Source organism: Peribacillus sp. (genome assembly GCF_059453735.1).
The window spans coordinates 1-12,667 of sequence record NZ_JAZVJO010000273.1; the positions used below are offsets into that span (position 1 = coordinate 1).

Below are 12,667 nucleotides of genomic sequence, written 5' to 3' on the forward strand. Positions count from 1 at the left end.
TTCTTACCTTCTCAGCAGTTATTCCCGTCTGGCCAGGCGTTATTCCCGTCCCGATGAAGGTTATTCCCGTCTAGATATGCATTAATCCCGTCTGAAGGTGGCTTATTCCCGTCTCGACACTATCTTCGAGTAATTACTACCTGGTGGGGTATCGGGATGTTTGGTTTATTTGTAAATGGGTCACTTTGCTTGGGGTGGAGCACTTCTTGAGGGAGTCCTCTAAGATGGTAAGCCTCGCCAACAGCGGGGTATTATCTTCCATACTCAAAAATAAAAAGGCAGGAGTTGAGCTTCCCGCCTTTGGTCATGGTCTATTCTTTTACTTCTTCTTTGATTCGATCAAGAGCCATGGAGTAAGCATCGTTTCCATAGTTTAGGCAGCGTTTTACGCGTGAAATCGTTGCGGTGCTGGCACCTGTTTCTGTTTCTATCTTATGATAGGTTTTGCCCTCTTTGAGCATTCTTGCTACTTCAAGTCGCTGAGCCAGAGATTGAATTTCATTTACTGTGCATAAATCGTCAAAAAAGCGATAACATTCTTCCATATCGTTTAGGGATAGAATGGCCGTGAATAATTGGTCTAAGTCTTTTCCTTTTAATTTATCAATTTGCATAATTTAACTCCTTTTTTAATTACTCTTTGGCATTCAACGTAACGGTTGCTTCGAGACCAGGATCGGCAGGAACGACGTTAACCCATGTCTTTCCGGTGATAAGTCCTGCTACTGTCCCATCGATCATCGGAACTATTCTTCCATTTTTATTTACCCATTGAATTTTATTTACTTTGCCTTTTTGAAGCAGATACCCATTGCCGCCGGCAGTAAGATCAATATTTCGGCGCCCTTCACTGTCGATTACCTTATGCGGTGCCTCGATAATGAGAAGATTATCGAGGACGATTGGAGTTTGAACCTCCGCCTCAATGGTCTGTTCACCATCAGAATAACGTTTATACTTTTCTGCTTCTTCGTCATATTCGTAACTTGCATTATAAGAACTGTTACCATAAGAAACAATTGCAGATAAAGCCGCGTCACCAGCTAGTTTACCAGCCTGGTCATCGCTTAAGAAAGAAAATGGTTCGGGGGCTCCTGTCAGGTCAAATGAATTCTGCTTAGCCCCTTTTTCGATATTGGCAAAAGTGATGTACGAATTATGAGGTGCTTTCCGATCCTGCGAACGCGTAAATAATGTTCCATCATACTTCAAGCCATTTAGTGCTTCAATATAATTGTCAGCAAGCATCGTTTTTGCATCAGGACTATTACCATGGCAAACATAAATACAATCTAGTCCTTTAGCAAGTTCAATGTAGTAGTCTCTAGCACTTCGAATCGGACCAACTTCTTTTGGCCAAGTACTTTGATACACTGCTAAAAAACGAGTGATATCTGCTTCAGCCAACAGTTCGTAAACGATATCCGCATCAGCTAGTCCCGTTTGAGGTCTTGCTTTCGGGTGATTGTTAATCGTGATTGCAATTGCTCTTCGATCGTTATTCTCATTGGTGCTAATCCCTGTTAACGGGTATTTTTGTTCACTATTTTTAGTTGAATTTTCGGAAGGCTGTTTGGGATCTTCTTTTTGAGTACAGCCGGTAATTAATAATAAAGAGGCTAATAAAATAAAGAACGTCTTTACCTTCATCATTCACACTCCCTGCTGTTGAAAATTCCCTCTCTTTTACATTTTAACGCATTATCGAGGGAAAGAGTACAGTTTTATTCATTACATCATAGATTCCAAGCTGAGTCACTCGTATATAGGGAAGATGAGTTGCTGAGAAAAATAATAATGTATAGATGGGGTCGCTGAATCGATATCCTTTTTGCTCTAAAAGCGATTTTAATTCTAGTTCTTCTTTAATAAGTGACTCTACTGACTTAGTAGACATTAACCCGTTTAGTCCTAACTCCATTTCATAACTAATTTTACCATTTTCAGCCACGACCATACCGCCGCCCATTTCCTTCATACGATTAAAAGCCAGAATCATATCTTTCTTATTTTTACCAATCAAGACTATATCTCCAGTACTGGAATACGAGCTGCAAAATCCGCTCAATTTATCTGCAAATCCTTTAATGATCGTATTAATCCGCCATTTCCCACCACGGTCAATCATGACAAAAAAACATTGATCGTCATTATATGACAATTCACCGAAAGAAATATCGGTCACAATTGAATATGGCTTAAGAATAACATCATTGACCATTTCTATTCCAAAAGGCATTGAAAATTCAAAATCCCTTGCCGCATCGATGTCCCATTCAAGCTGTAACGGTTCTAACTGAAAGTCTTTCCAGTTTATAGCTGATTTACTGGGCAGACACTCGCCTTCCCGCTTCACCCATTGTCCCTTTGCTAAAACAGAAACAGGGGTAGGATTTTTTTCATTTGATAAGAAATTAATATTTGCCACTCTACCTGTAGCGATATTACCGTGCAAATACTCCATATTATAATATCGAGCAATGTTAATAGTCGCCATGTTATAAGCATCAATGACTGGTACACCACTATCGATGGCTATCTTAATTAATTGATCTGTAAACCCTTCTTCATGGAAGGAAGGAGGAGAACCATCCGTGGTATAGAAAAACTTATCAAACTGATTAACACCAAGTGCTTGAATTTCCTTTAAAAGTCTAGGTAAATCTGGACGAATGGAAGAATGACGTAGCGCAACCGTATACCCCTGCATCAAACGGTTCATTACTTCTTCGCCTGACATAGCTTCATGATCACAATCCGCACCAAACAACATCAGTTTAGCCAATGTTTTTTCTGATGCACCTGGAAAATGACCCTCAATCTTCTTTCTCATCCGTTTTGTTTCTTGAATCCAATGAAGCATCATATCATCGCCGTCTAAAAGCCGCGGCCATCCTGTTAGTTCTCCACCCTGCAATACTGCGTCATGCTCTAGCCATGCCTTTACCTCGCCGTGAGTAAAAATCAATTCTTCATCCAAGAGTTCTGTTTGTCCGTCAAAACGACACCACCAATACATGGTTGCTGGAATCGTCCGGAGTTCCTTCAACAAAGAAAACGCTTTCTTTTTATCTAATTGTAAAAATAACATCAGGTTATCATTTATTAGAGTTGTTGTTCCATATTTAGCTGTATATTGAGAAAACGTAAGGGGATTATATAACTGAAACGGATGAGAATGAGGCTCTATATAACCAGGGACTAAAAAACGTCCTTCACACTCAATAACTTCGCATCCCTCTACATCATCGGGATACTTGTCTCCAACATAGACAATTCGATCATCATATATCCAGATGTTTGCTTTCGTCCATTTTCTTAAAAATTGATTTAGATAAACTGCGTTCTGGAGTAAAATTGTTGGCGCTTTACTTCCGTCTAGTACTTCAACATGCTCACGTAAATCTCTATTTTTCCATCTATATCGCTGTTCTAACATAACGAATCCTCCAGTTGATCCTATATTTTCCAATTATTTTTATTGATAATTAAATACTAACAATCGAATTAAAGTATGATTATTCTGATTTTCTTTATAATACCATATTCTCCCACGCAACACATTAACGTTTTACAAAAATAATATTAAACAAAGGAGACATCAACATGAAACTTACACCTAATATCAGTATTATGAATGCCTTACTTCGGATCACATGTGGATTCACCTGTTTAACATGGGCTGGAGCTAAATTAGCGAAAAAACCGTGGAATAATTCCTACATAATCGTCGCCATGCTATCAGGAATGAAAATTGGTGAAGGAATTCTTAGGTATTGTCCGGTTACTGACATGGTAGAAGAAGGCCTAGAAAGGAAGATGGATTCAGAAGAAAGTGAATTCCTCCCTAATCGCTACTAATAAAGTAAACACCCCCCATCCGTTTGGAAGGGGGGTGAATTTATCAAGAAAAGTCGAATTGGATAGCATGATGGCCGATATCTTTACGCCAGAATAAGCCGTCATTATGCAACTTCTCCAGTTCTCGGTAAACTTTAGTCTGTGCCGATAACAAATCTTCACCTTTTCCAGTAACAAGTAACACACGACCACCGTCAGTCACGTATTCACCAGATTCAGCTTTCTTTGTACCCGCATGATAAACATGAATATCCTCACTAATGTCATGAAGACCAAAAATTTTACAGCCTTTTTCATATTCACTCGGGTAACCTTTAGCAGCCACAACTACTCCTAAAACGGGTTGTTGATCCCAGATAAGTTTATAATCCTCTTGTCTAAGTACAGCAAGCATTGCTTCAGCTAAATCGTTTTGGAGACGCGGTAAGACTACTTGCGTCTCTGGATCTCCAAATCTCGCATTAAACTCAATAACCTTTGTTCCTTTTTTTGTTACAATTAATCCAGCATATAAAATGCCGGTAAAAAATCTTCCTTCTTCAATAAGTGCTTCTGCAACAGGTTTAACTACCTGTTCAATTGCCTTGAGTACAATAACATCTGGAATTTGCGGGACAGGAGAATAAGCTCCCATTCCACCAGTATTCGGTCCTTTATCACCGTCATAGGCACGCTTATGGTCCTGAGCGATTGCCATTGGATAAACTCGATCGCCATTTACAAACGACATCAAACTGAATTCCTCTCCATCAAGAAATTCTTCAATGACCACTTTTCGAGAGGCATCTCCGAACTTATCATTCAAAAGCATGTCCTGCAAAGCTTCAATGGCGTCCTCCATTGTTTTCGCAACGACTACCCCTTTACCCGCAGCCAATCCATCTGCTTTAATAACAATCGGTATCCCGACTTCCTCCACGTAGGATTTCGCTTTTTCAAAATCCGTAAATGTCTCATAAGCCGCCGTGGCAATATCGTACTTTTTCATTAAATCCTTGGCAAATGTTTTACTTCCTTCGATTTCAGCCGCACGTGCACTCGGTCCGAAAACGGTTAATCCTTCATTAGTGAATTTATCAGCAAGTCCATTAATTAATGGAATTTCGGCTCCAATTACGGTAAGACCTACATCATTTTCCTTGGCGAACGTAATTAACGCGTCGTGATTATTTTCATCAATCGCTGTGAGCTCGGCTACGTCCTCCATCCCAGGATTTCCTGGGGCAACGAACACCTTTGACACGCTCTTACTTTCATGAAACTTTCTCGCTAGGGCATGTTCACGCCCGCCGCGTCCAATCACTAAAACTTTCATAGGACCACCCCGTTTTCAGTTAGTCATCGTAAGTCTCTTATACCCTTTTTAGCACAAATACGAACAACTTTATTCAATTAATGTTTGAAGTGTCGGACGGCAGTGAACACCATGGTAATTCCATATTCATTTGCCTTTTTAATGGAATCTTCATCCTTCACTGAACCTCCTGGTTGGATGATCGCAGTTATTCCAGCTTTTGCTGCAGCTTCAACCGTATCGTCCATAGGGAAAAAGGCATCTGATGCTAATGCGGCACCCTTTGCTTTTTCTGCCGCTTGAGTAAGAGCTATATTAGCTGCACCCACACGATTCATCTGTCCAGCACCAACACCATATGTCATACCTTGTCCGCAAACAACGATTGCATTAGACTTTACATGCTTAACAACCTTCCAGCCAAGCTTTAAATCTTCCCATTCTTGTTCGGTTGGCTTACGCTTGGTAGGCACAGTAATTGTTGCCTCTTCAAAGTCATATGTATCACGGTCTTGGACAAGAAGTCCTCCCTGAATCGAGGTGAATTTCCGTTCGTCTTTCACTCCACTGTCAAAAGAGACAGTTAACAGACGGATATTCTTTTTAACACTTAGGATTTCAAATGCTTCTTGTGTAAAGCTTGGTGCAATAATGATTTCAAGGAAAATGTCCTTTAACATACTGGCTGTCTCAAGATCCACGTCTCTATTCAATGCAATAATACCGCCAAAAATCGATGTAGAATCTGCATCAAAGGCTTTTTTAAAGGCAGCAGCAATCGTATCTCCAGTTCCAACACCGCATGGATTCATATGTTTAACTGCAACTGCAGCCGGTTCATTGAACTCTTTAACAATTTGCAGGGCTGCATCAGCGTCATTGATATTATTATATGAAAGCTCTTTTCCATGTAATTGTTCGGCATAAGCAATTGAAAAAGCAGAACCAAGTGGTTTTTTATAAAATGAGGCTTGTTGATGCGGATTTTCTCCGTAACGTAGTGTTTGTTTTAAATCAAACGTCATCGTTAAACTTTCTGGGTTTTCCTCACCAGCAAGCTCGGTCATATACTCAGAAATGACCGCATCGTACCCAGCCGTATGACGGAAAACCTTCGCAGCAAATTGGCGTTTCTTCGCTGGAGACACCTGTCCATTTTCATTAAGTTCTGCTAAAACATAAGGATAATCAGCTGGATCAACCACAACTGTAACATGCTCATGGTTCTTTGCCGCTGAGCGCAGCATCGTCGGCCCGCCAATGTCAATATTCTCAATTGCGTCCTCAGGTGTAACGTCAGGTTTAGCAATCGTTTGTTGGAATGGATATAAATTAACGCAAACAAGCTCAATTGGCTGGATTTGATGTTCTTCCAGTTGAGCTAGATGAGCTGCATCGTTCGGTCTTGCTAAAAGTCCGCCATGTACATTTGGATGCAGCGTTTTGACACGACCATCTAGAATTTCAGGAAAACCAGTAATATCACTGATGCCGATGACTTCAAGACCATGATCAAGCAACGTCTTTTTAGTTCCCCCTGTTGAAATAATTTCAAATCCTGCTTCAATTAATCCTTTTGCAAATTCTACAATTCCTGTTTTATCTGAAACACTAATTAGTGCACGCTTCATTTTGAACCCTCCAAGTTTAAGTTTATACAGTCGTGCAGCAATTGCTGTACGACGGCAGGATATACTTGATGCTCTGCCAGTTGTATGCGTTTCTGTATACTTTCCCTCGTATCTCCTGACTCAATCTCAATAGCTTTTTGTGCAATAATTTGACCAGTATCCATTCCCTCATCAACATAATGGATCGTCAGCCCCGTTACCTTAACACCAGCTTTAACAGCCTGATCAACTGCATCTTTCCCTGGAAAGGCTGGAAGAAGTGATGGATGGATGTTTATGATTCTTCGCGGATATGCGTGTAATAAAGTCGGGCCTATCAATCTCATATACCCAGCAAGAAGGATAAAATCAATACTCTCTCTGTTTAACTGTTCTAATAAGGCTTGTTCATAGGATATTTTAGATGAATAACATTTGGGTGAAATACATAGAAAAGGAATCCGTTCGTCCGTTGCCCTTTTCAACACGTAGGCTTCCGGTTGATCACAAATAAGCAGACTGATTTTCGCATCAAGTTTACCCGCTTTATCTGCTTCGACCAGCGCCTGAAAATTGCTCCCGTTCCCTGATGCAAATACTGCAATCTTTTTCATGACTGCCTCCTTACACCGTTTTCTGAAAAGACACACCGGCACCGTTTGTCACTCTTCCAATGATTGATGCTATTTCACCAAATTCGTTAAAATGCTGACAAATATGATTTGCTTCGGTTTCCTTCACTACAATCGTCATACCAATTCCCATGTTAAACACGTTAAACATTTCAGCTGAACGCAGCTTGCCCTTTTCTTGAAGCAAATTGAAAATGACCGGTACCTTCCAAGAATCTTGAATGATCACAACACCTAGATGATCTGGCAGCATACGAGGAATATTTTCAATAAACCCTCCTCCGGTAATATGAGCCAGACCTTTTAAGTCATATTTTTTTAAGGCAGATAGTACTGATTTCACGTAAATTTTCGTTGGTTTAAGCAGTTCCTCGCCAAGTGTACAGCCAAGCTCCTCGACCTTCTCGTTGAGGTCCATTCCTGCATCCTGTAAAAGAATTTTACGAACCAATGAATAGCCATTGCTATGGATACCGCTAGACGCTAGACCAATAACAACATCTCCCGCATGAATACTTTCTCCTGTCACTAACTGTGCTTTCTCTGCAGCCCCAACAGCAAATCCAGCTACATCATATTCTTCAGACGAGTACATTCCTGGCATTTCTGCTGTTTCTCCGCCAATTAAAGCACAGCCTGCCTGTTCACAGCCATCGGCTACCCCTTTGACAATCTGTTCAATTCGTTCTGGGTCAGCCTGCCCGCATGCAATATAATCGAGGAAGTAAAGAGGCTCGGCTCCCTGGACAATAATATCATTCACACACATAGCTACACAATCAATCCCAATTGTATCATGTTTATCCATCATTATTGCTAGAAGCAGTTTGGTGCCGACCCCGTCCGTTCCTGAAACCAGCACTGGTTCCTTTAGTCCTAGCATTGACAAATCAAACATGCCGCCAAAGCCTCCTAGACCACTCATAACACCCGTACGCATCGTCTTTTGGACATGTTTTTTCATACGTGAAACGGCTTCATAGCCTGCTTCTATATTCACGCCAGCTTCTTTATATGCATTTGACACAATATTGCCTCCTCAAACTCAGCATTTTTGATAGCCTTCACGTGTTTCTTCATAGATTTCAGTTGGATAGTTTCCAGTGAAGCAAGCCATACACGCACCATGAGTTTCGCCATCAAACGATCGGCCAATTCCTTCAACCGTACCCTCAACACTTAAAAAGGTGAGTGAATCAGCACCTATCAGCTGACGAATTTCCTCAACTGAATTTTCAGAGGCAATCAATTCGGATGTAGTTGAGGTATCAATGCCATAAAAGCAGGGGTTTTTTATCGGAGGTGAGCTGATCAGCACGTGAACCTCTTTCGCTCCAGCTTCTTTTAACATCGTCACAATTCGCTTGCTTGTCGTTCCACGAACAATCGAATCATCAACCATTACCACCCGTTTGCCATCAACTACTCCCCTGACGGCAGATAATTTCATCTTTACACCCTGTTCCCGCAAAGACTGTGAAGGCTGGATAAATGTCCGACCGACATATCTATTTTTAATTAATCCAAGCTCATAGGGCATCCCCGTTGCTTCAGCATAGCCAATCGCAACTGAGATACTTGAATCAGGAACACCTGTTACAACATCCGCTTCAATCGTTACTTCCTTTGCCAGTTGCTTTCCGAGATTCTTTCTTGCCGTATGAACATTAATTCCTTCAATATTACTATCCGGACGGGCAAAATAAATGTATTCCATTGTGCACATCGCCCGTTGTGAGGACATGGAAAAATACTCAGATGATATCCCTTCGTCATTAATGACGACTAATTCACCAGGTTCCACATCACGAACAAATTTCGCACCGACAATATCTAACGCACACGTTTCCGAAGCGACAACGTACGCATCACCAAGCTTACCAATGGATAAGGGACGTAACCCATGAGGATCTAACGCCACCATCATTTCCGTCTCTGTCATGATTAAAAAGGCATACGCACCTTTTAGCATACTCAATGCATTTTTAAGACGGTTTTTATGTGTTGCAAAACCGCCTCTGCGGATTAAGTGTGCAAGTACTTCTGTATCTGAAGAAGTTTGAAATATACTCCCCTGTGCTTCTAACTGTGATTTTAATTGATTTGCATTGACGAGATTACCGTTATGAGCCAATGCCATGGCGCCGCTTTGAAAGTTGAACAGCAACGGCTGGACATTTTCATAGCCTCCTCCGCCTGCCGTTGCATATCGAACATGGCCGATTGCCGCTCTCCCATTGAGGTTTTTCATTTTCTCCGTCGTAAAGACTTCTGTAACGAGCCCTTCACCTTTGACACAGGTTAGCTGATCGTCGTTCATTTCAACAATACCAGCGCCTTCTTGTCCTCGATGCTGCAGACTATGCAATCCGTAATAGGTGATTTGTGCAGCATCCTCGTGACCCCAGATACCAAAAACTCCACATTCCTCATTTAGTCCTTTTAATTCAGCAAGCATGGAATGGCTCCTTTCCAAGCAGCATGTAATTCAGAAACGTTTACATCTATTAAACTCGTTCCCGCTTCATTTACCATTTTTAATGTTGCATCATGCGTGACTGTCCCAATCAGATAGGCATCTTCCACGAGTGCTTCAAAGCCTTCTTTATGTTCCGGTTTTATCGAAAGAATAAAACGTGATTGCGTTTCTGCAAATAGAGCTGATATCACATCACCTTTAATGACCATTTCAGCCCCAAGACTATTTTCCCCAAACAATGACTCTGCCGCCGCTACGGCAAACCCGCCTTCGGCAATGTCGTGTGCGGATGCCACTAATCCCAGTTGAATCGCTTGAAGAATATGGTGTTGGCGTTTTTGTTCCACGGCAAGGTCTATAACAGGTGCCGGCCCAGAAATTTTGCCATCGATCATTTTCTGCAGCTCACTTCCGCCAAATTCAGACGTTGCTTCGCCGATTACATAAATTACATCCCCGGCTTGTTTGAATTCCTGTGTGGTTATATGAGCTAAATCACTGATCAATCCCACCATTCCAATTACAGGTGTTGGATATACGGCCACTCCATTTGTTTCATTATAAAGCGAAACATTTCCTCCGATGACCGGTGTTTTCAGCGTACGACACGCTTCACTCATGCCATCTGTTGCTTTTTCAATTTGCCAGAAAATTTCTGGTTTCTCCGGGCTGCCAAAGTTTAAACAGTCTGTAATAGCCAACGGCTCTGCACCAGAACAAATGATATTACGAGCTGCTTCAGCAACCGCAATCTTTCCACCCATTTCTGGATCAAGGTAGAGATAGCGGGAATTGCAATCCGTTGTCATGGCTAAAGCTTTATTTGTATCACGAATCCGAACAACAGCAGCATCTGAACCTGGGGCTACAACTGTATTTGTTCGAACCATATAATCATATTGTTCATAAACCCATTCCTTACTTGCGATGGTCGGCTGTGACAACAAATCTTTCAACGCTGTCCTGTAATCGGAAATTTGAGGAGCTGGAATAGTCATTGCTTGAAACTCTCGGAAATAGCCTGGTTCGCTTGATGGTTTATGATAAACAGGAGCCTCTTCAGCCAGCGCATCCACAGGAACATCGGCTATAATTGAGCCTTTATGCGTTAGTTTTAAATTTTTTGCTTCTGTTACCTTTCCGACGGCTACTGCCTCTAAATCATATCTAGAAAATATCTCTCTGATTTCTTGTTCGCGGCCTTTTTTCACAACAATAAGCATCCGCTCCTGAGATTCTGAAAGCATCATTTCGTAAGCGGTCATTCCTGTCTCACGCTGCGGGATAAGATCAAGGTTCATTTCAATTCCGGACCCTGCCTTACTCGCCATCTCGGCTGAAGAACTCGTTAATCCTGCTGCACCCATGTCTTGAATTCCAACAAGTGCATCCGATTTAATCAAATCAAGGCATGCTTCAAGAAGCAGCTTCTCCATGAAAGGATCACCCACCTGTACTGCAGGCCGTTTGGCTTCAGACGTTTCTGTCAATTCTTCTGACGCAAAAGTTGCGCCATGTATCCCATCACGACCGGTTTTAGCACCGACATACATAACCGTATTCCCGATACCGCGAGCCTGACCTTTTTGAATTTCTTCATGATTAATCAACCCAACACACATGGCATTCACAAGGGGATTTCCTTCATAGGATGGATCAAATTGTATCTCCCCGCCAACGGTTGGAATACCCATACAATTCCCATACCCAGCGATTCCAGCGACAACTTCTTTAAACAAGTATTTGGTTCTTGGGTTATCCAGCTCGCCAAAGCGTAAAGAATTCAACATAGCAATCGGTCGGGAACCCATGGAAAAAACGTCTCTAATGATTCCACCGACACCCGTTGCTGCTCCTTGATAAGGCTCAATCGCAGAGGGATGGTTATGACTTTCAATTTTAAATACTACGGCTTGGTTATCGCCAATATCAACGATTCCAGCTCCTTCACCTGGACCTTGAAGAACTTTTTCACCTGTGACTGGAAACTTGCTCAAAACTGGCTTAGAGTTTTTATACGAACAATGCTCTGACCACATAACCGAAAACAAACCTGTTTCTGTATAATTAGGCGTACGCCCAAGGATTTTTTCCACCATCGCAAATTCTTCATCCGTCAGTCCCATTTCTGCATATATCCGCTCTGACATAATCATTTCTGGGCTTGGCTCAAGCATTAACGACATGTGATTCCCTCCAGTTCTTAACAATCGATTGAAACAGCATTAATCCGTCATTACTTCCAAGCAGCGTATCAACGGCACGCTCAGGGTGAGGCATCATCCCAAGAACATTTCCCTGCTGATTAATAATTCCGGCAATTTTCTCCAAACTGCCATTTGGATTGTCACCATTATAGGTAAATACAATCTGATTATTTGCTTTCAACATTTCTAAGGTTTGGTCATCACAATAGTAATTTCCTTCACCATGTGCAACTGGGATCGTAATTACTTCCCCTTTAGAGTAACCATTTGTAAAAGCCGTTTCGGTATTTTCAACTTGCAGCTTAACCGGACGACAGATAAATTTCAAATCACGATTTTTGCGCATGGCTCCTGGCAGGAGACCAGCTTCAAGAAGAATTTGAAATCCATTACATATTCCAAGGACAGGCTTACCTGCATTTGCCGCTTTAACGACCTCAGTCATCACCGTTGAAAACCGGGCAATCGCCCCTGAGCGAAGGTAATCGCCATATGAAAAGCCGCCAGGCAAAAGAATTCCATCAAATTGATCTAAGTTATCCGCAGTATGCCAAACATATTCCGCTTCTTCTCCTAGTTCATCT

At 41.7% G+C, this 12,667-nt stretch carries 11 protein-coding genes; 1 reads left to right on the forward strand and 10 read right to left on the reverse strand.

All coding sequences use genetic code 11. The annotated features are described in order from the left end of the window. Positions 1-311: 311 nt before the first annotated feature. Genes AC52RT_RS08635 through AC52RT_RS08645 form a run of 3 tightly spaced genes read right to left on the reverse strand, consistent with a single transcriptional unit; the run spans position 312 to position 3,439 of the window. Positions 312-614 (reverse strand): YerC/YecD family TrpR-related protein, encoded by a 303-nt coding sequence (locus tag AC52RT_RS08635; protein WP_040375236.1) that lies wholly within the window; start codon positions 612-614, stop codon positions 312-314. Positions 615-633: 19 nt separating this feature from the next. Beyond that, entirely contained in the window at positions 634-1,653 is a 1,020-nt protein-coding gene (locus AC52RT_RS08640; RefSeq protein ID WP_495540366.1) for a DUF3048 domain-containing protein, read from the reverse strand. Positions 1,654-1,693: 40 nt separating this feature from the next. Continuing rightward, a complete protein-coding gene (locus AC52RT_RS08645; RefSeq protein ID WP_495540367.1) occupies positions 1,694-3,439 on the reverse strand; it encodes an adenine deaminase C-terminal domain-containing protein in 1,746 nt (581 codons plus the stop codon). 167 nt (positions 3,440-3,606) lie between these two features. Here AC52RT_RS08645 and AC52RT_RS08650 point away from each other — a divergent pair, with 167 nt between their 5' ends. After that, a complete protein-coding gene (locus tag AC52RT_RS08650) occupies positions 3,607-3,861 on the forward strand; it encodes a YgaP family membrane protein (protein ID WP_495540368.1) in 255 nt (84 codons plus the stop codon). Positions 3,862-3,904: 43 nt separating this feature from the next. Here the strand turns inward: AC52RT_RS08650 and purD are convergent, their stop codons facing one another. The 7 genes from purD to purQ form a co-directional block, all read right to left on the reverse strand. Beyond that, complete coding sequence (purD, locus tag AC52RT_RS08655) at positions 3,905-5,176, reverse strand: phosphoribosylamine--glycine ligase (protein WP_495540369.1); 1,272 nt, start codon at positions 5,174-5,176, stop codon at positions 3,905-3,907. 77 nt (positions 5,177-5,253) lie between these two features. Then, the gene (gene purH / locus AC52RT_RS08660) at positions 5,254-6,786 is read right to left on the reverse strand and encodes a bifunctional phosphoribosylaminoimidazolecarboxamide formyltransferase/IMP cyclohydrolase (RefSeq protein ID WP_495540370.1); all 1,533 of its coding nucleotides are present in this window, start codon (positions 6,784-6,786) and stop codon (positions 5,254-5,256) included. Further along, positions 6,783-7,379 carry a phosphoribosylglycinamide formyltransferase gene (gene purN / locus AC52RT_RS08665; RefSeq protein ID WP_495540371.1) on the reverse strand — a complete coding sequence of 199 codons (597 nt, stop codon included), beginning with the start codon at positions 7,377-7,379 and terminating at the stop codon, positions 6,783-6,785. Before purN ends, purH begins: the two co-directional genes overlap by 4 nt. Before the next feature lie 10 nt (positions 7,380-7,389). Further along, the gene (gene purM / locus AC52RT_RS08670; RefSeq protein ID WP_495540372.1) at positions 7,390-8,424 is read right to left on the reverse strand and encodes a phosphoribosylformylglycinamidine cyclo-ligase; all 1,035 of its coding nucleotides are present in this window, start codon (positions 8,422-8,424) and stop codon (positions 7,390-7,392) included. An 18-nt stretch (positions 8,425-8,442) separates the two neighbouring features. Continuing rightward, on the reverse strand, positions 8,443-9,855 hold the full coding sequence (gene purF / locus AC52RT_RS08675) for an amidophosphoribosyltransferase (protein ID WP_495540373.1): 1,413 nt from the start codon (positions 9,853-9,855) through the stop codon (positions 8,443-8,445). Further along, a complete protein-coding gene (gene purL, locus AC52RT_RS08680) occupies positions 9,840-12,062 on the reverse strand; it encodes a phosphoribosylformylglycinamidine synthase subunit PurL (RefSeq protein ID WP_495540374.1) in 2,223 nt (740 codons plus the stop codon). The genes purF and purL overlap by 16 nt, the downstream gene beginning before the upstream one ends. Beyond that, a partial coding sequence (purQ, locus tag AC52RT_RS08685) for a phosphoribosylformylglycinamidine synthase subunit PurQ (protein WP_495540375.1) occupies positions 12,046-12,667 on the reverse strand: 622 nt, incomplete at its 5' end. The genes purL and purQ, both read right to left, overlap by 17 nt.